Source organism: Bradyrhizobium sp. AT1, from assembly GCF_001590795.1.
Taxonomy (GTDB): domain Bacteria; phylum Pseudomonadota; class Alphaproteobacteria; order Rhizobiales; family Xanthobacteraceae; genus Bradyrhizobium.
Window position 1 is genome coordinate 5,408,227 of record NZ_JXDL01000001.1, and the last position, 24,325, is coordinate 5,432,551.

18 protein-coding genes are annotated in these 24,325 nt (G+C 64.0%); 12 read left to right on the top strand and 6 right to left on the bottom strand.

Annotated elements, in window-relative coordinates:
- Positions 1 to 113 precede the first annotated feature (113 nt).
- From urtA to SE92_RS25105, 9 genes are all read left to right on the top strand, one after another.
- The gene (urtA, locus tag SE92_RS25065; RefSeq protein WP_063199330.1) at positions 114 to 1,373 is read left to right on the top strand and encodes an urea ABC transporter substrate-binding protein; all 1,260 of its coding nucleotides are present in this window, start codon (positions 114 to 116) and stop codon (positions 1,371 to 1,373) included.
- A gap of 127 nt (positions 1,374 to 1,500) precedes the next feature.
- Positions 1,501 to 2,427, top strand: a complete 927-nt coding sequence (gene urtB / locus SE92_RS25070; RefSeq protein WP_063199332.1) for an urea ABC transporter permease subunit UrtB — start codon at positions 1,501 to 1,503, stop codon at positions 2,425 to 2,427.
- A gap of 17 nt (positions 2,428 to 2,444) precedes the next feature.
- Complete coding sequence (gene urtC, locus SE92_RS25075) at positions 2,445 to 3,584, top strand: urea ABC transporter permease subunit UrtC (protein ID WP_063199335.1); 1,140 nt, start codon at positions 2,445 to 2,447, stop codon at positions 3,582 to 3,584.
- 11 nt (positions 3,585 to 3,595) lie between these two features.
- Positions 3,596 to 4,351, top strand: coding sequence for an urea ABC transporter ATP-binding protein UrtD (gene urtD, locus SE92_RS25080; protein ID WP_063199338.1), 756 nt, complete (start codon positions 3,596 to 3,598; stop codon positions 4,349 to 4,351).
- Positions 4,352 to 4,575: 224 nt separating this feature from the next.
- Entirely contained in the window at positions 4,576 to 5,265 is a 690-nt protein-coding gene (urtE, locus tag SE92_RS25085; protein ID WP_063199341.1) for an urea ABC transporter ATP-binding subunit UrtE, read from the top strand.
- 27 nt (positions 5,266 to 5,292) lie between these two features.
- Positions 5,293 to 6,522, top strand: coding sequence for a formamidase (fmdA, locus tag SE92_RS25090; RefSeq protein WP_014491166.1), 1,230 nt, complete (start codon positions 5,293 to 5,295; stop codon positions 6,520 to 6,522).
- Positions 6,523 to 6,603: 81 nt separating this feature from the next.
- Positions 6,604 to 6,981 (top strand): FmdB family zinc ribbon protein, encoded by a 378-nt coding sequence (locus SE92_RS25095; protein WP_063199344.1) that lies wholly within the window; start codon positions 6,604 to 6,606, stop codon positions 6,979 to 6,981.
- A gap of 40 nt (positions 6,982 to 7,021) precedes the next feature.
- Positions 7,022 to 8,062: an aliphatic amidase gene (locus SE92_RS25100; protein WP_063199347.1), complete on the top strand. Its 1,041-nt coding sequence runs from the start codon at positions 7,022 to 7,024 to the stop codon at positions 8,060 to 8,062.
- A gap of 319 nt (positions 8,063 to 8,381) precedes the next feature.
- Positions 8,382 to 11,390: an autotransporter outer membrane beta-barrel domain-containing protein gene (locus tag SE92_RS25105; protein ID WP_198172779.1), complete on the top strand. Its 3,009-nt coding sequence runs from the start codon at positions 8,382 to 8,384 to the stop codon at positions 11,388 to 11,390.
- Positions 11,391 to 11,449: 59 nt separating this feature from the next.
- Here SE92_RS25105 and SE92_RS25110 read toward each other — a convergent pair whose 3' ends face one another.
- Both SE92_RS25110 and SE92_RS25115 read right to left on the bottom strand, forming a co-directional pair.
- Positions 11,450 to 12,286, bottom strand: a complete 837-nt coding sequence (locus SE92_RS25110; RefSeq protein WP_063199350.1) for an MlaD family protein — start codon at positions 12,284 to 12,286, stop codon at positions 11,450 to 11,452.
- A 154-nt stretch (positions 12,287 to 12,440) separates the two neighbouring features.
- On the bottom strand, positions 12,441 to 14,660 hold the full coding sequence (locus SE92_RS25115; protein ID WP_063199353.1) for an acetate--CoA ligase family protein: 2,220 nt from the start codon (positions 14,658 to 14,660) through the stop codon (positions 12,441 to 12,443).
- Positions 14,661 to 14,872: 212 nt separating this feature from the next.
- Between SE92_RS25115 and SE92_RS25120 the strand changes: the two genes are divergently transcribed.
- Positions 14,873 to 16,519, top strand: coding sequence for a glycosyltransferase family 2 protein (locus SE92_RS25120; protein ID WP_245324685.1), 1,647 nt, complete (start codon positions 14,873 to 14,875; stop codon positions 16,517 to 16,519).
- A gap of 11 nt (positions 16,520 to 16,530) precedes the next feature.
- Here the strand turns inward: SE92_RS25120 and SE92_RS25125 are convergent, their stop codons facing one another.
- The 3 genes from SE92_RS25125 to SE92_RS25135 form a co-directional block, all read right to left on the bottom strand.
- Positions 16,531 to 17,523: a glycosyltransferase family 2 protein gene (locus tag SE92_RS25125; protein ID WP_063199358.1), complete on the bottom strand. Its 993-nt coding sequence runs from the start codon at positions 17,521 to 17,523 to the stop codon at positions 16,531 to 16,533.
- A 160-nt stretch (positions 17,524 to 17,683) separates the two neighbouring features.
- Entirely contained in the window at positions 17,684 to 18,253 is a 570-nt protein-coding gene (locus tag SE92_RS25130; protein WP_063199361.1) for a class GN sortase, read from the bottom strand.
- Positions 18,254 to 18,395: 142 nt separating this feature from the next.
- Positions 18,396 to 20,645 carry a marine proteobacterial sortase target protein gene (locus SE92_RS25135; protein WP_063199364.1) on the bottom strand — a complete coding sequence of 750 codons (2,250 nt, stop codon included), beginning with the start codon at positions 20,643 to 20,645 and terminating at the stop codon, positions 18,396 to 18,398.
- A 186-nt stretch (positions 20,646 to 20,831) separates the two neighbouring features.
- On the opposite strand from SE92_RS25135, the gene SE92_RS25140 reads away from it, so the two are divergent.
- Together SE92_RS25140 and SE92_RS25145 are read left to right on the top strand one after the other, a co-directional pair.
- Complete coding sequence (locus SE92_RS25140; RefSeq protein ID WP_063199367.1) at positions 20,832 to 21,602, top strand: helix-turn-helix domain-containing protein; 771 nt, start codon at positions 20,832 to 20,834, stop codon at positions 21,600 to 21,602.
- Positions 21,603 to 21,654: 52 nt separating this feature from the next.
- A complete protein-coding gene (locus tag SE92_RS25145) occupies positions 21,655 to 23,178 on the top strand; it encodes a glycosyltransferase family 2 protein (protein WP_063199370.1) in 1,524 nt (507 codons plus the stop codon).
- Here SE92_RS25145 and SE92_RS25150 read toward each other — a convergent pair.
- Positions 23,125 to 24,264: a sulfotransferase family protein gene (locus SE92_RS25150; RefSeq protein ID WP_063199373.1), complete on the bottom strand. Its 1,140-nt coding sequence runs from the start codon at positions 24,262 to 24,264 to the stop codon at positions 23,125 to 23,127. The two genes, SE92_RS25145 and SE92_RS25150, sit on opposite strands and share 54 nt — an antisense overlap.
- Positions 24,265 to 24,325 lie beyond the last annotated feature (61 nt).

Consider the following 24,325-nt stretch of genomic DNA (forward strand, 5'->3'; position numbering starts at 1 on the left):
TACGTCGGCATTTTGCGGTGCAGTATACGCGATCTTGCGTATGCTTACGCTGCATAAATCCGAGCCATCCTCACCGCACCAATCGCGTGTTCTCGAACAAAAGTGGGGTGCTCATGTCGGACGAAGCAAACAAGGGCCTGTTGTCGCCGCTTCGGCGCAAATTATTGATGGGAATGGCCGCCGTGCCGGCCATCACGATGCTGCCGCGGGCGTCATTCGCCCAGGCGCCGGCGACCTCGGCGGTCAACACCACGGGTCTTGCGGTCACCGACACCGAGGTGACCGTCGGCATCCTGCATTCGGCGACCGGCACCATGGCGATCTCCGAGACCGGCTCGATCCAGGCCGAGAAGCTCGCCATCGAGCAGATCAACGCCGCGGGCGGCGTGCTCGGGCGCAAGATCAAGTTCATCCAGGAAGACGGCGCCAGCGATTGGCCGACCTTCGCGGAAAAGGCCAAGAAGCTCCTGGTCAACGACAAGGTCGCGGCCATCATGGGCTGCTGGACCTCGGCCTCGCGCAAGGCGGTGCTGCCGGTGGTCGAGCAGTACAACGGCATGCTCTATTACCCGACCTTCTATGAAGGCCTCGAGCAGTCCAAGAACGTCATCTACACCGGTCAGGAGGCGACCCAGCAGATCCTCGCCGGCCTGAACTGGATCGCCAAGGAGAAGGGCGCGAAGTCGTTCTTCTTCATTGGCTCCGACTACATCTGGCCGCGCACCTCGAACAAGATCGCGCGCAAGCACGTCGAGAACGTGCTGAAGGGCAAGGTTGTCGGCGAGGAATATTATCCGCTCGGCAACACCCAGTTCAATTCGGTCATCAACAAGATCAAGCTGACCAAGCCCGACGTCATCTTCACCGACGTCGTCGGCGGCTCGAACGTGGCGTTCTACAAGCAGCTCAAGGCTGCCGGCATCGACCTCTCCAAGCAGGCGCTGCTGACGATCTCGGTGACCGAGGACGAAATCGACGGCATCGGCGGCGAGAACATTGCCGGCGCCTATGCCTGCATGAAGTACTTCCAGTCGCTCGACAATGCCAACAACAAGGCCTTCGTCTCGGCGTTCAAGAAGATGTGGGGCGAGAAGACCGTCATCGGAGACGTCACCCAGGCTGCCTATCTCGGCCCGTGGCTGTGGAAATTGACGGTCGAGAAGGCCGGCTCCTTCGACGTCGACAAGATCGCCGCGGCCTCGCCCGGCGTCGAGTTCAAGGGGGCGCCGGAAGGCTATGTGCGCATTCACGAGAACCATCACCTCTGGTCGAAGACCCGCGTCGGCCGCGCCAAGCTCGATGGCCAGTTCGAGCTGATCTTCGAGACCGCCGATCTCGTCGAGCCCGATCCGTTCCCGAAGGGCTACCAGTAAGCGCAACCCGGCCGCGCTGCCCTCAGCACAACCCGCTCCCTGGCGTGGACCGCAAATCCACGCCCAAGACCCCCGCGTCGCGAACCTGCTCGCGACGCGGGACCCTTATCCCTGACGGAGGACATCGATGTTCGGCGACTACTCGCTTGGTGATCTCGGCTCGATCTTCGTCATGCAGGGCTTTGCAGGACTGATCCTGTTCTCGGTCTACGTCCTGATGGCGCTCGGGCTCGCCATCATCTTCGGCCAGATGGGCGTCATCAACATGGCCCATGGCGAGTTCATGATCCTCGGGGCCTACGTCACCTGGATGACCTCCAATCTGTTCCAGGCCTATTTGCCCAGCCTGTTCAGCGGCTATTTCTTCCTCGCGATGATCCTGGCCTTCGTGGCATCCGGCGCGCTGGGCATGCTGGTGGAATGGGCGCTGATACGCCACCTCTACAAACGTCCGCTCGACACGCTGCTCGCCACCTGGGGTCTCAGCCTGATGCTGCAGCAGGGCTATCGCTCCGTGTTCGGCGCGCGCGAGGTCGGTGTCGAGCTGCCGCAATGGATGCTCGGCTCGCTGCACGTCACTGAGAGCATCGAAGTGCCGATCAACGGCGTCTTCGTGATGTGTCTCACGGTGCTGATCACCATCTCGGTCGCCTACGTGATGTACAAATCGCGCTGGGGCCGCCAGGTGCGTGCCGTCGTGCAGAACCGCATCATGGCCGGCGCCGTCGGCATCAACACCGAGAAGGTCGATCGCTACACCTTCGGCCTCGGCTGCGGCATCGCGGGTGTCGCCGGCAGCGCCTTCACCATGATCGGCTCGACCGGGCCGACGTCGGGCCAGCTCTACATCGTCGATACGTTTCTGGTCGTCGTGTTCGGCGGCGCCGCGAGCCTGCTCGGCACCATCGCCTCGGCCTTCTCGATCTCGCAGACGCAGTCGACGCTCGAGTTCTTCATGTCGGGCTCGATGGCCAAGGTGCTCACGCTGCTCGCTGTCGTCGGCATCCTGATGCTGCGGCCGCAGGGTCTCTTCGCCCTCAAGGTCCGCAAATAACAAGAAGCAGGCAAGTCATGATCAACTCACGCTTCTTCAATCGATCCGAGCTCATGGGTTTCATTGCGCTCGCCGCAGTGCTGTTCGTGATCCTGCCGCTGACGCTGGACGTGTTCCGTCTCAATCTGGTCGCGAAATATCTGACCTACGCCTTCGTCGCACTCGGCCTCGTGCTCTGCTGGGGTTATGGCGGCATTTTGAGCCTGGGGCAGGGCGTGTTCTTCGGCCTTGGCGGCTATTGCATGGCGATGTTCCTCAAGCTGGAAGCCTCCAGCGTCGAGAACACCAAGATCCAGTCGACGCCCGGCATTCCCGATTTCATGGACTGGAATCAGATCACGTCGTTGCCGTTGTTCTGGCAGCCGTTTCACAGCCTCACCTTCACGATCCTCGCCATCATCCTGGTCCCCGGCCTGTTCGCCCTGATCATCGGCACCGCGATGTTCAAGCGCCGCGTCGGCGGCACCTATTTCGCGATCATCACCCAGGCCGTCGCCGCCATTCTCACCATCCTCATCGTGGGTCAGCAGGGCTACACCGGCGGCATCAACGGCATGACCGACCTACGCACCCTCAAGGGGTGGGACATCCGGCCCGACCACGCCAAGATCATCCTCTACTTCGTCGAGGTGGTGCTGCTGTTCGCCTGCATCGGCATCGCGCAGTTCATCCGCCTGACCAAGCTCGGCCGCATTCTGGTGGCGATGCGCGAACAGGAGGATCGCGTCCGCTTCTCCGGCTACAGCGTCGCCAATTTCAAGATCTTCGCCTTCTGCATGGCCGCGGTCTTCGCAGCGATCGGCGGCGCCATGTTTGCGCTCAACGTCGGTTTCATGTCGCCGTCCTTCGTCGGCATCGTGCCGTCGATCGAGATGGTGATCTACACCGCGGTCGGCGGGCGCATGTCGATCTTCGGCGCGATCTGGGGCGCGATCCTGGTGAACTTCGCCAAGACCAGCCTGTCGGAATCCTTCCCGCAGCTCTGGCTGTTCGGCCTCGGCGCGCTGTTCATCGCGGTCGTGCTCGCCTTCCCGAACGGTCTGTCCGGGCTGTGGGCCGACTACGTGCAGCCGCGCATCGATTGGCTGTTCGCCTCGCGCAAGCCGAAGTCGGACTGGAAAGACAATTCGGTCGCCGACGGCGCACCGGCAGAGTGAGGGGATCAATCATGCTCGTCGGACACCAGCCCAAGGACTTCCTGCTCGCCGTCTCCGGCCTGACCGTCTCGTTCGACGGGTTCAAGGCGGTGAACGATCTATCCTTCTACGTCGAGGAGAACGAGATCCGCGTCATCATCGGTCCCAACGGTGCCGGCAAGACCACGGTGCTCGACCTGATCTGCGGCAAGACCAAGGCGACCTCGGGCTCGATTCAGTTTCGTGGCAAGGAGCTCACGAAGATGAGGGAGAACGAGATCGTGCAGACCGGCGTCGGGCGCAAATTCCAGACGCCGTCGGTCTTCGAGGACCTCACCGTGTTCGAGAACCTCGAAATCTCGTTTCCGCGCGGTCGCACCGTGTTCGGCTCGCTGACCTTCCAGCGCGATCAGCTCGTGAAGGATCGGGTCGAGGAGGTCGCGGAGATGATCTTCCTCAAGGACAAGCTCAACACCTATGCCGACGAGCTCAGCCACGGCCAGAAGCAGTGGCTCGAGATCGGCATGCTGCTGATCCAGGATCCGGACCTGTTGATGCTCGACGAGCCCGTCGCCGGCATGAGCGTGTCCGAACGCACCAAGACCGCCGAGCTGCTCAACCGCATCATCAAGAACCGCTCGGTGCTGGTGATCGAGCACGACATGAAGTTCGTCGAAGACATCGCCCACAAGGTCACCGTGCTTCACCAGGGCCAGATCCTCTCGGAGGGGACCATGGAGAAGGTCAAGAACGATCCCAAGGTCATCGAAGTCTATCTGGGTCACTGAGACATGACGTCGAGCGAGCCTGTCGCGGCAACGCCGGTGCACCTCTCCCCTTGTGGGAGAGGTCGGATCGCGCAGGCGATCCGGGTGAGGGGTATCTCTCCGCGAGTCAAACTGCTTCTCGCATTCGCGGATGCAGACCCCTCATCCGTCGCGGACTGCGTCCGCGCCACCTTCTCCCACAAGGGGAGAAGGAAGAAGACATATCGAGCCCAGGAGGCGTACTAATGCTGGCAATCTCCGACCTCCACGTCGCCTACGGCCAGAGCGAGGTGCTGCACGGGCTCAACGTCAAGGTCGCGCCCAACGAGATCGTGGCGATCATGGGCCGCAACGGCATGGGCAAGACCACGCTGATGAAGTCACTGATGGGCATCCTGCCGGCGAAGAGCGGCTCGGTGACCATGGATGGCGCCGAGCTCGGCGGCCTCAGGAGCTATGAGCGCGTCGCCAAGGGCCTCGCCTATGTGCCTCAGGGCCGCATGATCTTCTCGACCATGACGGTGAAGGAGAACATTGAGACCGGGCTCGTCGTCGCGGGTGAATCCGAGGTGCCCGGCGACATCTACGAATTATTCCCGGTGCTGCTGGAAATGAAAGGCCGTCGCGGCGGCAATCTCTCGGGCGGCCAGCAACAACAGCTCGCCATCGCCCGCGCACTCGCGACGAAGCCGAAAGTTCTGCTGCTGGATGAGCCGACCGAAGGCATCCAGCCCTCGATCATCAAGGAGATGGCACGCACCCTGAAGCGCATCCGCGACGAGAAGGGCCTCTCGATCGTCGTGTCAGAGCAGGTGCTGAGCTTCGCGCTTGAGATCGCCGACCGTGTGCTGGTGATCGAGAACGGCGAGATCGTTCGCGACGACCCGCGCGACGCCGTCGATGCCGCTCAGGTCTCGAAATATCTGTCCGTCTAACCAACCGTGTAAAAGGGGAGCATCTCGATGCCAGAGACACTGATCAAGGTCGATCTCACCAAGTCGGCTTACGATAATGACATGGTGCACAACCGCTGGCACCCCGACATCCCGATCGTGGCCTGGGTCAATCCCGGCGACGATTTCATCATCGAGACCTATGATTGGACCGGCGGCTTCATCAAGAACAACGATTCCGCCGATGACGTGCGCGATATCGACCTGTCGATCGTGCACTTCCTGTCCGGCCCGATCGGCGTCAAGGGCGCCGAGCCCGGCGACCTGCTCGTCGTTGACCTTCTCGACGTCGGCCCGCTCAAGGAGAGCCTGTGGGGCTTCAACGGCTTCTTCTCCAAGCAGAATGGCGGCGGCTTCCTCACTGACCATTTCCCGCTGGCGCAGAAGTCGATCTGGGACATCAAGGGCCTCTACACCTCGTCGCGCCACGTGCCCGGCGTCAATTTCGCCGGCCTCATTCATCCCGGCCTGATCGGCTGTCTGCCCGATCCGAAGATGCTGGACACCTGGAACAAGCGCGAAGCCGAGCTGATCTCGACCAACCCGACCCGCGTGCCCGGCCTCGCCAATCCGCCATTCGCGCCGACCGCCCATGGCGGACGCGCCAAGGGAGACGTCAAGGCCAAGATCGGCGCGGAAGGTGCGCGCACCGTGCCGCCGCGCGAGCATGGCGGCAATTGCGACATCAAGGATCTCTCGCGTGGCTCGAAGATCTACTTCCCGGTCTATGTGCCCGGCGCGGGACTTTCGATGGGCGATCTGCACTTCAGCCAGGGCGACGGCGAGATCACCTTCTGCGGCGCCATCGAGATGGCCGGCTGGCTGCATCTGAAGGTCGAGGTGATCAAGGACGGCATGGCCAAATACGGCATCAAGAATCCGATCTTCAAGCCGTCGCCGATCACGCCGAATTACAAGGACTATCTCATCTTCGAGGGCATCTCGGTGGATGAGGCCGGCAAGCAGCATTATCTCGACGTCCACATCGCCTACCGCCAGGCCTGCCTCAATGCGATCGAGTATCTGAAGAAGTTCGGCTACTCCGGCGCCCAGGCCTATTCGATCCTCGGCACTGCGCCGTGCCAGGGCCACATCTCCGGCGTGGTCGACGTGCCCAATGCCTGCGCCACGCTATGGCTGCCGACCGAGATCTTCGACTTCGACGTGATGCCGTCGGCAGCCGGGCCCATCAAGCACATCACCGGCGACATCCAGATGCCGATCTCGCCGGACAAGTGACGGCAGCGCTCCCTCTCCCCGTTCTCGCGGGGAGAGGGACTGTTTCCGCACAAGCGGTCACCAAATGCGTAGGAATCAACGATGCCGGTCTACGAATATCTCTGTGACGATTGCGGTCCGTTCAAGGATCTGCGCCCGATGGCCGAATGCGACGATCCGCAAAGCTGCCCGCATTGCGAGACCATGGCGCCTCGGGTGATCCTGACCGCGCCGAATTTTTTCTGCATGCCGTCAGACAAGCGCAAGGCGCACGCCGTCAACGAGCGCAGCTCGCATGCGCCGCAGACGCTGGCGCAATACAAGGCCTCGCACGGCCCCGGCTGTGGCTGCTGCTCCTCGGGAAAGACGCTCAAGGACAAGGGCTCGGCGGACAGCAAGAAACCGGCACGGCTGGTGACCAAGACCAAGAGCGGCGCCAAGGGCTTTCCGACCGCGCGGCCCTGGATGATCAGCCACTAGTGCGAAGACCTCGAACAAACAAAAGACAGGAGCGCTCAAAATGCTTCACGGCGACATTTCCAGCAGCAACGACACGGTCGGCGTCGCGGTCGTCAACTACAAGATGCCCCGCTTGCACACCAAGGCCGAGGTGCTCGATAACGCCCGCAAGATCGCCGACATGCTGGTGGGCATGAAGGCCGGTCTGCCCGGCATGGATCTGGTGATCTTCCCGGAATATTCGACGCAAGGCATCATGTACGACTCCAAGGAGATGTACGAGACGGCGTGCTCGGTGCCCGGTGAAGAGACGGCCATCTTCGCCGAGGCCTGCCGCAAGGCGAAAGTGTGGGGCGTGTTCTCGCTCACCGGCGAGCGTCACGAGGAGCATCCGCACAAGGCGCCGTACAACACGCTGATCCTGATGAACGACAAGGGCGAGATCGTCCAGAAGTACCGCAAGATCATGCCGTGGGTGCCGATCGAGGGCTGGTATCCCGGCAATTGCACCTATGTCTCCGAAGGCCCGAAGGGCATGAAGGTCAGCCTGATCATCTGCGATGACGGCAATTTTCCGGAGATCTGGCGTGACTGCGCCATGAAGGGCGCCGAGCTGATCGTGCGCTGCCAGGGCTACATGTATCCCGCCAAGGAGCAGCAGGTTCTGATCTCGAAAGCGATGGCCTGGGCCAACAACGTCTATGTCGCGGTCGCCAATGCCGCCGGCTTCGACGGCGTCTACTCGTATTTCGGTCACTCCGCGATCATCGGCTTCGACGGCCGCACGCTCGGCGAATGCGGCGAGGAGGATTACGGCATCCAATACGCGCAGCTCTCGAAGCATCTGATTCGCGACGCGCGCCGCAACGGCCAGTCGCAGAACCATCTCTACAAGCTGGTCCACCGTGGCTACACCGGCATGATCAATTCCGGCGATAGCCCGCGCGGCGTCGCGGCATGTCCCTATGATTTCTACAAGAACTGGATCAAGGATCCCGAAGGCACGCGCGACATGGTCGAGGCGATGACCCGCTCGACGCCGGGGACCGACGAATGCCCGATCGACGGCATTCCGAATGGCTCGTCTCCAAGCAACTATTGAGGCTTTGCTGGCGCCACGAGGTCGGTGACCAGTCCTTGATGTGAACGGCCGTCCATATGAGCGGACGATCTGACATGTCCGCATGCGCGGGATGGGAATGGTATTCGGCAAAACCGTGGCGCGGCTGCAACATGGTCTGTTGAATCCGTCCGAGTCGCGGTCGCGTTGGCAGATTCCCGAGACACCGTAGTTCTACTGCTCACCCTCATCGCCTAAGTTCCCTCCGGCGCCGCTGGGGAGCGCCGCGGCTGAGGAGCTGGCGTTGGGCGGGTGGTCGCGATCGAGCGGGCGGGGTTGCCTGCGCCGGAGTGCTGCGGACATGCGCGCGGCCCTCGGCGCGAGCCTCGCCTTGGGCGCGCTCGTCTTGGGTGCGCTGGTCTTGGGCGCGATCGCACTCGCGAGCCCCGCGCGGGCTCAGGTCTTCAACGGATCACAGACCACGCCGAACGGCGCCGTCAACGGCGGAGGCGGCGTTTGGGACACCACCACCACCAACTGGACCGACTTCTTTGGCTCGACCAGCACGGCCTATGATCCGGCGTCCGCGGGCATCCAATTCGGCAGCAGTGGCCCTTCGATCCCGGCGTCGGGCGGCACGGTGACGGTGGCACCTAGCGGCGTGCAACTGACCGGCCTCGTGGGGTTCGACATCACCGGCGACGGCTCGATCTACACCATCCAGGGCGGCGATCTCAGGCTGGCGCCGGGCGGCACCACATTCATCACCGCCGACGTGACCGGCACCGGTGATCCCTCGGCCGTGATCGCCTCCCGCATCGTCGGCAGCGGCGGCATCTCCGTGCAAGGACCCGGTTTGCTTGCGTTGCTCGGTGCCAATACCTACACCGGCGACACCTTCATCTGCACCTGCGGCTCGCTGCAACTCGGTGATGCAACTCATACCGCCAGCATCGTCGGTGGGATCACCAATGAGGGTTCGCTCAAGATCGTCAATGCCGACATGTCCGGTGTGACTTCGCTCTCGAACGCTTTCAGCGGGACGACGATGTTCCTCAATGCAACGTCAGCCGGCTCCATGTCGATCACCAACAACGGCCAGGTGATTTTCGGCGATGTGGCCGGAGGCGGCACCGACACCGCGACGGCCGCGCGCGCGACCATTGTCAATGACGGCGGTGTGACCGCCTTCTTCGGCAACACCAGCGCGGGCAGCGCCACGATCACCAATCAGAACGTCGGCCTCACCGCCTTCATCGAACAGGCCTCGGCTGGTTCGGCGACGATCCTCAACAAGGATCTTGGCGCCACCTCGTTTGGCGCGAGCCCCGGAAGCACAGCGACCGCCGGCAATGCCACGATCATCAACGAGACCGACGGTGTTACCGATTTCGGTGAGTTCGCGACCGCGGGCAACGCCACCATCATCACCAGGGACGGCGGCAGGACAGAGTTTTTCGACAATTCCACCGGCGGCAATGCGCGCTTCATCACCACCGGGACCGGCGTCGTCGATTTCGGCGGAGGCACCGGCCCGGCCGGCGATGGTCGCATCACCGCAGGATCGATCGAAGGCAGCGGCTTCTATTACATCGGTGGCGGCAACACGCTGGTCGTCGGCGGCAACAATTTGTCGACGGAAGTCAGTGGCGTCATCGGTGATAGCTGCGGTTGCGGTCCCGCCGGTCCGGGCTCGCTGGAGAAGGTCGGCAGCGGCACGCTGATCCTCTCTGGCGCCAACACCTACACCGGCACCACCACGGTGAACGGCGGCATCTTGCGTGTCGATGGCGATATCTCCCAATCGAGCCTGACGACCGTCAATGCGGGCGGCGCGCTGTACGGCGCCGGGCAGGTCGGCAATACAATCATCGCCAGCGGCGGCATCTATGCGCCGGGTGACGGCGGCCCGGGCTCGAGCATGCAGGTTCAGGGCGATCTCACCTTCCAGCCAGGCTCGGTCTATGTCGTGCAGGTCGGCAGCGGTTCCAGCACGAGCCAGGCGATCGTCAACGGCAATGTCACGCTGGACGGCACCGTCGGCGTCGCGCTGTATCCGGGCGCTGCGGTGAAGAAGCATTATTCGATCATGGAGTTCTTCGGCACTCCCACAGGGAATTTCTCCGGCGTCGCCGCGCCGGGCGGCCTAATCGGCACGACGAGTGTCGGAGCGAACGAGGTCTTTCTCGATTTTGCGCTCGACTATGGCGCGAAATACGCGCTCAACGTCAATCAGAAGAACGTCGCCACGACGCTTCAGAATTTCTTCAACGCCAATGGCTTTCTGCGAGCCGAATTCGCAGGTCTCGGGCCGGGCGGCCTGACGCAGGCCTCCGGCGAGCCGGGGACGGGATCGCAGCAGACGACGTTCAATGCGATGAATCTGTTCATGAGCCTGTTGACCGACGTTTTCGGTGCGGGACGCAGCGGCACGCCCGCCGCGACGCCATTTGCCGCGGACACCAATGGACGCGACAAGAACGCTCGCGACGCCTTTGCCTCGTTCAAGGCGCCGACTGCGACGTTCGAGCAACGCTGGGATGTGTGGGCGGCCGGCTATGGCGGCTCGCAGACCACCGACGGCAATGCCGGCCTCGGCTCGAACGGCACGACCAGCAATGTCTATGGCACTGCCGTCGGTCTCGACTACCGCTTCTCGCCGTCGACGGTTGCGGGCTTCGCCCTCGCGGGCGGCGGGACCGGCTTCAACGTCAACGGTCTCGGTTGGGGCCGTTCCGATCTGTTCCAGGCCGGCGCCTTCGTGCGTCATACGGCCGGACCGGCTTACATCACGGCGGCGCTGGCCTATGGCTGGCAGGACGTCACGACCAACCGCGTCGTGACGGCTGCCGGTTACGACCAGCTGCGCGCGCAGTTCAACGCCAACGCGGTCTCCGGCCGCATCGAAGGCGGCTATCGCCATGCCATGCAGTGGGCCGGCGTCACGCCCTATGCGGCGCTCCAAGCCACTCTGTTCAGCCTTCCCTCCTATGCCGAGTCGGCCGTGGTGGGCAGCAACGTCTTCGCGCTCAACTATGCCGCCAAGGACGTGACCAGCACCCGCACCGAACTCGGCCTGCGCGCGGACAGGTCGTTTGCCGCGGCCGGCGGCCTTCTGACCCTGCGCGGCCGCCTCGCCTGGGCGCATGATTACAATCCGGACCGCACCGCCGCCGCGGTGTTCCAGACGTTGCCGGGATCGGCTTTTGTCGTGAACGGCGCGGTTCAAGCGCGCGATGCTGCGCTGACCACGGCATCAGTGCAGATGAACTGGATGAACGGCTGGTCTGCGTCGGCGACCTTCGAAGGCGAGTTCTCGAACGTCACGCGCTCCACCGCCGGCAAGGGCGTCGTGCGCTACGCCTGGTGAGGCGTTGTCGCCAGGCCAGGCGGGACTGCGACCCTCCAGGGGAGGATAAGAGAAGCGGGCTACTGCTTCTTCTTCTGCTCGGGCTTGCGTGGTGGGCGCGGGGCAGCGGCGGCGGGGGTTGGCGTCCCGCTCATCTTGTTGGCGGCTTCGCTGACGTCGAGCAGCGAGCGACGGATGTCTTCGAGATAGCCCGCCGATTTCTTCCTCATGATGTCGGCGAGCTCATGCAGTCCCTTGATCTTCTCGTACAGCTCGTCGGCCTTGCCGTCGACGAAGCCGGGCACGACGCCCTCGATCTTCGTGACCGCCTTGTCGAAGCCCGCGAAGGCGCTGTCGACCTTGGCCATGACGGAATCGATCTCGCCGCCCTTGCTGCGGAGATCGGCGGTATAGTCTTCGAACGTGCGCAGGCCCTCCTTGATCGCGGGAGCGTTGCTGACGATCGTGCGGTCGACGCTGTGCAGGGTGTCGACGATGGTTTCGGCGTCGCTGAGATCGGCGGTCAGCACCGGGATGCCGTCCGAGTCCAGCGGCACCGGTGGCGCGGAGGGCGCGCCCCCGATCAGCGAGATCGCGGCGACGCCGGTGAGGCCCTGGAACTCGATGCCCGCCACGGTGTCCTTGCGGATCGGCGCGGTGTTGTCGAGCATGACCAGCGCGACGATCCTGCGCGGATTGTCCAGCTTGATCGACAGGATCTGGCCCGCGGGGACCCCGTCGAAATTGACCGGCCCGCCGCGACGCAGGCCGCTGGCGGACCCGCCCTCGAATACCACGCGCAACTGGCTGCGGCTCTGCATGGTGCGCCATTTCTGCACGCCGAGCACGCCGCCGAACGCCACGGCGATCACCGCCAGCGTCGCCGTTCCGATCACCAGATTGCTCGCGCGTGCCATGCGGGGGAGGTTTTACGGCCAAAGCGGGGAAGTTGGAAGATGGCCGCTATGGTAAGCAGGGCGGGTTAGCGAAGCGTAACCCGCCGTTCTCGCCTCTAGCCGTGCAAGCTGGCGGATTACGCTGGCGCTAATCCGCCCTACGGGCCACGGCGCCTCAATGTCCTGCCGCGCGCTTTGCCGCGGCATTGTTCAGCACGATCAGGGCATCGACGGCGACGCCCGTCTTGGCGTTGATCAGGAACGGGTTGATGTCGATCGATGCGATGCGGTCGCCGGCATCCGCGATCAGATTGGACAGGCCGACCAGCGCTTTCACCGCGGAGGCCTCGTGCAGGGCAGGCTTGCCGCGATAGCCGCGCATCTTGATGCCGGCCTTGGTGCGGCCGATCAGGAGCCGCGCCTCGGTCTCGTCAAGCGGCGCGCCGGCGAGCGCCACGTCCTTCATCAGCTCGATGTCGATGCCGCCGGTGCCGAACAGCACGACCGGTCCCATCTCGGCATCGAGCGAGGCGCCGACCACGAGCTCGAGCTCGGCCTTGACCTGTTGTGCGATCAGGATGCCGTCGAGCTTCGGCTTGCCCTTCAGCTTCGCAACCCGCACGGTGATGTCGGCGAACGCCTTCTTCACCTCGGCGGCGCTGTTGAGGTTCAGCACCACGCCGCCGATGTCGGATTTGTGCAGGATCTCGGCGCTGACGACCTTCGCCACGACCGGGAATCCGATCTGCTTGGCGATCTTGGCCGCCTCCGCAGCAGTTTGCGCGATCGCTTCCTTCGAGATCGGGATGCCATAGGCCTTCAGAAGCTTCTTCGAGGCGACCTCGTCGAGCGCGGCGCCGCTTGCGGATCTCAACGCCTTCTCCAGCACGGCGCGTGCGGAAGGTTTCGAGCTCGAGACGATATCAGGCACTGCTTTCCGCAGCCTGGCGTAATCGAGCAGCGACTTGATCGCGGTCACCGCGCGGTCCATGCCCTGCATCACCGCAAGATGCGGCAGCGATTTGCGCAAGCTCTTGGTGAACTCGGTGAAGCCGATCGACATCGCGCTGATGTAGATCACGGGCTTGCCGCCCTGGCGCGCCATCTCGTCGACGATGCGCAGATTGCGCTCGCGCAATTCGTGCGGCGCCTTGGGCAGCTCGGCATCGATGATGACGATATCGATATCAGGGTCGTCGATCATCAGCTTGATCGACTTCATGTAGACGGAGGGATCGACGACCGCGGCAAAGCCGGCATCGAGCGGATTGCCGACGATCGAGCCCGGCCCCAGCATCTTCGCGAGTTCGGAGCCGACATGCGGGCTGAGCGGAGCGAAGTTCAGCCCTTCCTTGTAGAAGGCGTCGAGCAGCATGCCGCGCTTGCCGCCGGACAGCGTGACGGCGGCGAGCCGGTTGCCCTTGGGGACGGCCGCGTGAACGAAGCATTCGGTGGTCTCGATCAGCTCGTCCAGCCCGCCGACGCGGATCACGCCTTCGCGCGTTGCGATCGCGTCGAACGTCTCGATCGAGCCTGCGAGCGCGCCGGTATGCGCCATCGCCGCGGCGCGGCCGCCTTCGGAGGCGCCGAGCTTGAGCGCGATCACGGGCTTGCTCGCGGCGCGCGCCGCCTTGCAGGCGTCGCGGAACGCCTTGGTGTTACGTACGCCTTCGAGGTAGACGACGATCACCTTGATGCTCGGGTCCTCGGCGAAATAGCGCATCAGGTCCGGCGTCTCGAGTCCGGCCTCGTTGCCTGATGTCACCATATAACCGACGCCGACGCCGCGATCCTCCAGCGCCTGGCGGATCGCCATGACGATGGCGCCGGACTGCCCGGCGATCGCCACCGCGCCTTGCTCCATGGTGACGACGCGGTCGTCGATATTGGTGAAGAGCTTCTCGCCGGCGCTCAAATTGCCGAGGCAGTTCGGCCCGGTGACCGCAAGCCCGGTCTCGCGTATCGCCGTCTGCAATTCGGCGGCGAGCTTCTGGCTTTCCTCATCCTGCAGCTCGCTGAAGCCCGAGGTGACGATGGTGGCGGAGCGTGCGCCGGCTGCTGCGGCGTCGCGGATCACCTGCACGGCGAAGCGCGCCGGGACCAGCACCAGCACGTGATCGGGCTTTTCCGGGAGGCTGGCGAAATCCTTGTAGCAGGGCACGCCCCAGATGGCGTCGCGTTTGGCGTTGACCGGATAGAGCCCGCCTTCGAAACCGTATTTGACGAGGTTATTCCAGATGCGCTCGGCATAATTGCCGGGCTTGTCGGTCGCGCCCACCAGCACGATGTTGTGCGGGTGCAGCATGGCGTGGATGCCCTTGACGATGTCGCTGGCATCGGGCGCCGGAGACCATGGACGTCGAGAAACCGATGCGGCAGGCACTTGAGCTTCCATGCGCTTCCCTCACTTCTTGTTCTTGTTGCAACGCGCAGTCGCGCCGGCTTTCCGAGTTGATCGTGGCGGGACTCCATGCCGCGAGGCGGAATGGTCGAGACTCGGCGACAAGACCTGACGATAAGGCTAGCATCACGAGACTTTTGGCGAAAGTGCGAACGATCCGGCAAGATGCTAGGAAACCGTGACGCTCATTCTCTCAAATGGTGATCATGCCGCTTCTATCCGTCGTGGTGCCGACCCTCGATCGTCCCGACACGCTTCGCCACGCGCTCGCGACCATGGCGTGCCAGCCCGCGCATGCAGATTGCGAATTCATCGTTCAGAACAATGGCGGCAATCCCGAGATCGCGAAGGCGGTCGCGGACCTCCAGGACGAGCGCTTCAAGCATTTCGCCAGCGAAGCCGTCCTGACCATGACCGACAATTGGGAGGCAGCGCTCGGCCACGCCTCCGGCGAGTACATCGCCTTCCTCGGCGATGACGACGGCTTGATGCCTTATGCATGCGCCACGGCATCGGATCTGCTCTCCGGCCGAAAGATCGATCTGCTGAGCTGGCGCGCCTACAGCTACTACTGGCCGGGCTATTACCATCCGGCATTCCGCAATCGGCTGCTCGCCGAGATCGACCTGGCCTCGTCGGCAAAGCACGTCTCGTCGCGCGACGAACTGGCGCGCATCTTCGGCTTCCAGGTGCACTATGCGCATCTGCCGATGATCTACAATTCGTTCGTCCGCCGCACCGTCATCGATCGGATGCGTGCGGTCGGCGGCCGCTACTTCATCGGCCTGTCGCCCGACGTGGCATCCGGTATCGCCAATGCTGCGCTGACCGAGAGTTTCGTCCGGCTGTCGCGGCCTCTGAGCATGGCTGGATTTTCGCAGCACAGCACCGGCCACGCGCTGTTCTTCGAGACCTCTGATCTGCTCGAAACGTCGCGGGGCGCGCGCGATTTCGGCCCGATTGACGACGAGCCCCGGCTTCCTGATCTCAACGCCCTCCAGCTCTTCATCGCCAAGGATATGCTCGTTCTCAAGCATCTGTTGCTGGCGGACGATGACCGCGTGCGGATCGACTTCAAGGCGCTGGCACAGGCGCTTGCGACCGACATCAACAATCGGCCGCCTCTGTATGATCGGACCGTACAGACCATCGGCGAGCTCGCGCGCACGCATGGGTTCGACGTCGCCGACATCATCATTCCCGCCCGCCTTGCGGACCGGCCGCCACCCGGCAACGGTGTTCGCGTCGTCGGGCAGAACAGCGTGGTTTACGAGCTGGACGGTGCCGCGCTCGGACTCAGCTCGATCGCGGATGCCGTGCGCGTGATCGCGCAGTTCGTTCCGGATCAGGAGCCGTTCGATCCGGCCGCTCTGGCGGCTCCCATGTCGGCGCCGGTCCTCGGTGCGGGGGCGCTCGAATTCAGACGTGGCGGAGCGGGCGTCGCCGCGTTGATCGAGGGATGGAGCGATCCGGAGCAATGGGGCACCTGGTCCGTCGCCAGGAATTGCGTGCTCCGCTTCGAGGTTCATCCCATTCCGTCACGACCGGTCGAGCTCGTGCTGGCGTGCCGGGCCTTCGTTTCCGACAGAAACCCGCAACTGCGTGCGGCTTGCCGCGTCGGCGACGGAGCGCCGCAGCAATTGATATTTGCGAAAGCGGCGTTCGCGGGCCAGCGCAGGCTGACGCTCGATCCCGCCGCGATTGCCGCCGACGGGACACTGACCATCAGCCTGTCGCTATCCGATCCACGCTCCCCTGCGGATCTGGGATTGAGCTCCGATGTGCGCCCCCTCGGCATCGGCCTCGAGCGCATCTGGATCGATGACGGTGTTCGTTCGCCACAAGGCCGCTGATCGCCGCCCGCTCAGTACCGCAGCAGGCTCAGCTTGTGGGCGTAGTGGAAGACGACCTGCCTTGCGAGATAGGGGGCGATGGCGCGGCGGATTTGCAGCTGGGTCGGATCGAAGCCGAGAACGCGACGCCGCAAGATCCCCATCTCCCGGACGCCGATCGCGTAGGTCGATGCCGTCTTCTGCGCGTCGTGGATGCGGAAGCAGGCGAGAAATCGCGGCAGGCGGACGAATTTGAATCCCGCTTCCTGCGCCCGCAGGATGAAATCCCAGTCCATCGCGTAGTGAAAGCTCTCGTCGAGCGGCCCGATCCTGTCCCACACGCGCCTGCGCCAGAACATCGTCTCCTGCGGGATATAATCGGCATATTGCAGCGCGTGCCCGTCATGGGGCGGCAGTACGGCACGGCCGACCTCGAGCCCCTCGCGATCGACGAAGACACGATGGCCATAGACGATGTCGACATGCGGATGCGCCGCGAAGTAGTTGGCGACATAGGCCAGCGTCCCCGGCAGCAGCATATCGTCGCTGTTGAGGTAAGCCATGATATCGCTGTCGGTGCCGGCGAAGCCGAGATTGATCGCGTGCGACTGCCCGTTGTCTGGTTCGCTCTTCCAGCTGATACCGCTGCCGCGGCTCTTCAGGAGATCGACCGTGCCATCGATCGAGGCGCCATCCTGCACGTGATAATACAGTTTCGGATAGTTCTGACCGACGATGCTCTCGATCGTGTCGCCGAGATATTGCGCCTGGTTGTAGCTCGGCGTGACCATTGCGATTCGTGGTGCATTCTCGTCGATGGCGGGGGCTGGAGGGAATGCACGCAGATTGAGCAGGCGCGGCGGATATTGCTCGAAGGTCCACATCGGCGGACGCCGCCACAGGCTCCGCAGCGAAGATCTCCTTTGCCCCGCGGCAATGAGATCCTGGTTTCTTTCCAGGAGTGCGACGCGATTTTCGAGCTGCTCGAATCGTTGTTCGAGGCGCTGCCTGAACTCGTCGTCCATCTATCGTTCTTTCAAAATCACAGCGTAAAAAATCAATGAGCCATTCTTACAGGCCTTCGGTCGGCGGCGCCAGTTCACGGTCTCGTCAAACGCAATGGTGCGGCCCGTCCGGCGCGATTTCAGAGGGCTTGTCGATGCGGGATGGACGGATTGCGAACCGCTATTCACCTGTTCCAATCAAGGTGGCATGCAGGACATACCGCTCCGGACCGGACGTGGCGGCGTCGAATGGCCAGCAGGTCGTGAGCACGAGTTCGGCATCCTGCGCCGTGGGATCGATGCCCGACGCATCGAAGCGGACCACGGCGGATGAATCCGCCCGATAGCGAAACTGTTTGCCGTCGCTACGTGTGACATCGATCACGTCACCAATGGCAACATTCCGCAGGAAACGGAAATGTGTGTCGCGATGCCCGGCATATACCGCAATGCCGCGCTCGCCGGCATCAACCGTTTGGTGGAGGTGGCCGGGTCCAAAGGCAAGCGACTGCCCGCTCGCGCCATCCAGCACGATCGCGCTGGCGCCGATCCGCTTCACCTCGATCCGCGCGACCGGCCAGGTGTCGGCCCATGACCACGGCTTGATCGCTTCACCCGTCGCAATGCTTCTGTCGAAGGCGCGCTCCAGCAGCACCTGCGCCAGCCACGCCTTGGCATGGATATAGGCGCCGTCGCCGAACAGGAAGAGGCCGATCAGCGCCAGAGCCAGGGGGGATAGGAAGCGGGGCATTGTGTTTCGCCTGCTCGTCATTGCTTCGTCGCTTGGCTTCCCGCAATGACGTTGAGAAAAAAGGCGCGCGCGGCCGTTGGTATGGGACGGGCAGCCGCGCGCGCTAACAGAGGAGTTCGGGGTGCTCCTCTCTCAAACGGCGTCAGTGAGCAAGCTGACGCCGGTTGAACACGAACAGGACCAGGGCGAGCACGATCAGGATCAGACCCGCGATCATCTTCAGCTCGGCCGAGGTTGCCGTTTTGGGCAGACGGATGGCATCGGGCGCTGCTGGTGCGGGGCGCCGTGCGGCCGGTGACGCGCCTGCATCGGCGTGGCGTTCACGCAGCTGCGGCGGGATCTGCGGCCGTTCGCCAAACACCTTGTCGAAATCCCACCCGGCCGGCAGGTTGATCGGAAGCTCGCTGAGCTTGAGCGGCGCGCCTTCGGGGCGGCTCGGCGTCTTGTCGACGGCGACAAGGCTGGTCAGGCGCGTGACGATCTGATGGTCGAGCGCCAGCGCCAGGATCGCCTTGTCCGCCTCCTCGGGCGCGAGCTCCCGCATGGCGCGCGCCACCTCGGCGTCACCGATCTTGCGCTTGGCCCAGAGTTTCGACAGGCCCTTGCCTTCGGCGGCATTCTGCAGCGGCAGCGTCACCGACCATGGACGGTCGCCGACGCGTCCCTTGATCTCGAGCGAGCCCGCGAGCTTGTCGAGCTTTGCCGCCAGCACCAGCGGCTCGTCGCGATAGACGTCGGGGATGATCGCCGGGGTGACGTCGGCCTTGGCCTCGGAGAACTTCGCGGTGAGGCCGGTCACGGCTGGATTTTCGAGCTTGGCGAACAGGCCGCGCATGCGCTCCTCGACCTGCTCGACGGATCCGATATGGGTGAAGGCCCCGCGGCCGAGCTCAGCGGCGCGTGTCATCAGATAGGTGTTGGGCGCCGACCCGATGCCGACCATGAAGACGCGCGAGCGGCCGCGCATCGCCGTGATCGCTTCGAACAATTGCTGTTCATTGCCGATGGCGCCGTCGGTCAGGAAGACGACCTGGCGAACCATGCCAGTGTCGCCGAGCTTGTCGGCGAGCGCGGCGCGCATCGCCGGCACCATCTCGGTGCCGCCGCGCGCCTGCAACGCGCTGACGAACGAGGTCGCCTCGCCGACATGGACAGCGTCTGCCGGCACGGAAGCCGGGAACAGCACGTCCATGGTATCGTCGAAGCGGATGACGTTGAAGCGGTCGGTCGGCTGGAGCCGGGAGAGCGCGTAAGTGAGGCTCGCCTTGGCCTGGACGATCGACGTGCCGCCCATCGATCCCGAATTGTCGATCACGAACACGACCTCACGCGGCAGCGGCTTTTGGGCCGTTTGCTCGGCGCTGGGCGGAGTGACGAAGGCGAGCAGGTAATCGGCATCGCCGACACGTTCGCGGAACAGGCCGACCGACGGCGCCTTCTCGGCGGCAGGCTTCCAGGTCAGCTCGAAGTCGCGGTCAGCGGGAACGGCGCCGTCGGCGAGCGTGACGATTCGCGTCGTGTTGTCCGGACTCTCGACCTTGACCTTGTGGTGGTGGCTCTTGACCTCGCCGAGTGCAAAGCCGGCCTTCAGGCGCACCGTGATGGTGGTCGGGTTGACCGGCGCGTTCCTGGCCGGGTCCAGCACGGGCGGTGAGATACGGTCGCGGTCCGGCACTGAATCGGTCGTCGTCGCGCCCCAGCCCGAGCCGTCATGGCGGAAGTCGACGCTCTGCACGATTGGCGCCGGATTGTAGCGCGGCCCGACCACCAGCGGCAGGCGCAGCGAATATTCATTGCCGGACTGATGCACCGGCTCCTGATATTCGATCTGCACCAGCACGGTTTCGCCGGGGCCGATATTGGCAACCGAATTGGTGAAGATGTTCGGCCGTTCCTGCTCGGTGAGCGCGGCCTTCTGACCGGCGCGGCGCGCTTCCTCGTAGATCACGCGCGCCTGCTGCCGCTCCTTGACGTCTCCGACAATGACGCGGTCGCCGACCACCATCTTCAGCGTATCGACGGCGCCCCCGGTTGCGAGCGGATAGACATAGGTTGCCTCGACCCAATCCTTGGTCGGGTTGCGGAATATCTGGGTGACCCGGGCGCGCAGCGTCGGGCCCGATACCGTGATGTCGATGTCGATACCGAGGCGGACTGCTTCCGTGGTGGCGCCGTCGTCCTTCAGGAGCAGCGTGCCGGACCTGGCATCGCCGGGCTGGAGCAGGCTGGCCTGCTCGGTCGTTGTCGACCAGCTCGTCCCGAAGCTGACCAGCAGGGCCACGAAGGCCATCAGCATCACCGCGATGCCCTGCGCGAGAAGCAGCAATCCAAGCTTGATCAGCCGGTTCAACATGGGGTGCTCGTCGTTGTCGGCTGTGTCGTAGGTGTCCATTTGGCCTGCTCCTGGCGGACGTTTGCTGGCTTTGAGCATTCGCCGGGAGGGGCCGATTTCGCGAGCAGAATGATCGGCAATGTTCCGCCGCGGCCGGCCCGGGCACGCCGCACGTGGGCGGTCATGTGCGGTTTTGTGCTGGTTTGTCCGGCCTGCTAGACTGGCCCTCCCAAGGCAGGGCTAGCGATGCAGATGCAGGATAAAGTCACCGACAAGCAGCTCTCCGACGAGCAGAGTCGCGAGATCGCCGAGACCATCCGCGAGGAGCTCGCCAGACGCCGGATCTCCCGGCAGACGCTGGCCGAACAGGCCAAGCTCAGCCTGTCGACGCTGGAGAAGGTGCTCGGCGGCCGCAGGCCGTTCACGCTGGCGACGACGGTCCGGCTGGAGCAGGCGCTGGGCGTCTCCTTGCGCAAAAGCATCGTCGTGGTGACGCCGCCGGCCGCAAACGATGTCGCGCCTGACAGCCTCGGCTCCTATGCGCACCGCGCGGTGAGCTGGCTCGAGGACGTCTACATCACGCTGCGGCCGTCGTTCGGCGACAAGGATGCGATCTTCGCCTATCGCACCGAGATCGTCTGGGAGCCGAAGGTTTCTTCGTTGGTCTTCCGCGAGGGCGAGCGGACCGATACTGCCTACGAGCACACCGGCGAGGTCGCCGTTCCCCATCAGTCCGGCTTCATCTACCTCGTCATCATCAAGCACGGCCAGCATCGCGTGATCACGGTGTCGCGGCCGACGGTTGCCGGCGAGATGTACGGCATCATCTCGACGCTGCGCGCAGGCCCCGGCTCGCAGCTCACGCCGATCGCGGCGCCGATCGCCTATGTGCCGCTCAAAAACATCCAGCAGCCGTCGCTGGGGCGGGTGGCTCCCGACGACGCCAACCATGCCTTGTATCGAAAGCACCTGCGACGCACGGTAGAAGAGCCGTTTGCGCTGTTTTTGACGCTATAGTCCGCAAGAAATAGTCCTGCACCGACCGGGCATGCGTCTATAAGGGTGGACCATGCAGGACGAGCCCGCGCGATACGGCGGCCGATCTCCGCTGTTCTCCATCATCATCCCGCTCGAATATCATCGCGGGCAATGGGAGCAGTCCTGGCTGGGCTGGACGTCGCAGACCGCGGACAAATCGCTCTACGAGATCATCCTGGTCGTGCCGCCCGACTTCCGGGCGCGCGAGGAGCTGCAGGCGCTGGCCGGTGACGCGGCGCGCATCGAGTTCGCCGAGTCCGAACACGACATCGGGCTGTGCGCGCTCGGTGCAACCAAGGCCCGCGGCAGCCATCTGTTCTTCACGGAGTCGCATTGCTGGCCCGAGCCTGACGTGATCGAGCTGTGCATCCGCGCCATCGAAGCCCATCCCGACTGGGCCGGCTTCTCCTGCCATTCGGTGCCGATCTGCCATAACAGGCTCTCGAAAGCCGAGGCAGCGATGTACCAGGCCGACATCGAGTTCGGCATGAAGCAGCATCCCTGGCGGAAAGTGCTCGATCAGTGCTTCGTCACGCGGCGTGACGTCTATTGGGAATGCGGCGGCCTGCGCGAGGAGCTCGGCCATTTCGCCGAATGGGTGCTGGCTGCGGCCTATCACGCGAAAGGCCATGCCATCGGCTATCTGGAGGAGGCGCGCTTCCACCACTATTACGTCGGCGAAATCGGAGAATTGAAGACGTTCACGCTCGATTTCGTTCAGGGCGAGATCCGTTATCTCAGCGAGGCGCGCCGCGAGCCCGGCAGCGAGCTGCTCGAAATTCCCGTTGAATGGGTCGAATGGGCCGGATTCGACGTATCGCTCGCCCGCGCGGCGATGAATGCGCTCGTGCAATACAGCCTCGAAGGCCGCGGCTGGAAGCGGCCCGATGAAAAGCTGCGCGCCTTCTGGCGCTGGGGTCGATTGGCTTTGTGCGGCGATCGTCTCGTTCGCGTCGCCGCGCGCCTGGCCGTGATGCAGGCGTATTTCGGCCTGAGCGCGCTGACGGCGATCGGGTCGAGCGCGGCGATCGCGCGATGGATGAGGCGCTACATCGCCGCGCTGATCCATCTGCAGCGACTTGAATGCATTCGTCGCATGCGTGGTCAGGCCGGGCCGGCGGCGAAATTCCTGGGAGATCGCGTACTCGGGCAAGCCGGATTCCATGGCCTCGAATCGTCGGCGGGGCACCTCTTCCGCTGGAGTGAGCCGCAGGCCGCTGTTCGCATCCAGGGGGGCGCGGGGCGCAACACCGTCCTGATCCGAAGCCCCGCCTTGCGCGCACCGCTGCGCGAGATCGGTGCGTATTTCTATCTCGACGGCGTGCGCGTCGATCCCTCCGCGATCACGATCGGCCCTGACAGTTATACGCTGTGTCTCGATCTGCCGTCCTCGGGCATCGCCGTCCTTGCATGGTCATGCCCCGTGCTCAGAGGCATCGACGATTCCCGCCGCCTTGGCCTGTCCATAGTGTCCATCGAGGTGTGCCGGGATGCCGAAGCTTCAATCAAGCTCCAGCCAGCCCAGGGCAAAACCGAATCGCCGCCCGTCCGGTGAAGCCGCGTCGAGATCGCGCGGGCTTCCCATCACCGGACATTGGAAGGCTAGCGCCGCATGATGCAGATATGCCGGCCAGGCCGTTGCGGGAATGTTGCTCTCGAGGAGGATGCCGTCACTGACCGCGCGCTTGCGCAGATCCAGCTCGCGGCCGTTCAGTGCGATCTCGAGCCGGTCGAGCGCGTCCGCATTGATGACATGTGATAGGAGACATCTGAAGTGCGCCGGGCGGGCCGCCTGCACTCGCAGGTTCAGCGTCGCCGTCGGCGCCGAATTCCAGCACAAGAAGCGATTCTCGAAATATTCCCGTTCATGCCAGCCGTGTCCGTGCAACGGCTGGTCCGGTGTGAAGCGGTTCGCCGCAAGCAGCGTTGCGAGCATCGGCGGCCTCGCCGGATCCAGTGGAGCACCCAGCTTCTCGTCGAACAACCGACAGGCCTCCGCGTAGAGCCGCAGATCCAGCCCATTCCAGGACCGGAGGATATCCCGGGAATCCGGGTCCATGTCGGACAAGCGGGCCTGCGGTGTGCGATTGAGGTGAGCCAACGGGCCGAACGCACCCCAGCCCATCATCCGACCGAGCAGACGCAGGGTGTCTTGCCTGCGTTCGAGGATGCCGGTGAGATCGATCCGCGCGAGATGTCGCAGGGCTGCATCCAGCAGGCGCGGATCGTCATCGCGGCATTCGGCAAAATCAGCGCCGGCCAGTTGTCGCGTTTGCACATTGGCGAGCCAATGACGCGCCAGCCTCTCCTCCTCGGCAAAAAAGCGCGCCGGGCCGAGCTCGCGGGCCCTCTCCTGGAAACGCAGGCGGCTCTGATACTCCTCGGCGCTCAGCTCGGTCGCGAGGCTTCGCAGATAGGCCTCGCTGTGACTTTGGAAGAAGTGGTAGGCCGACAGGCAGCGCGCCATCGGCTCCCGCAGCACCGTGAAGATGACCGGATCGCTTTCGAACCGCGCGGCATAGTCGAACCCGACATGGCCGGTTGCGAACAGCGCCTCGCCCGGCCGTTGCGGGCCGCTCACAGAATGCGCCTGAAACAAGAGCCTGTCGGCGGGAAAACGGTTGGCCAGCAGGCCACGCATCGAGACGCCGGCGGTCTTGCGGATGTGAAGAAAGAAAAACGGCCTCCCGGCCGTTGTTTCA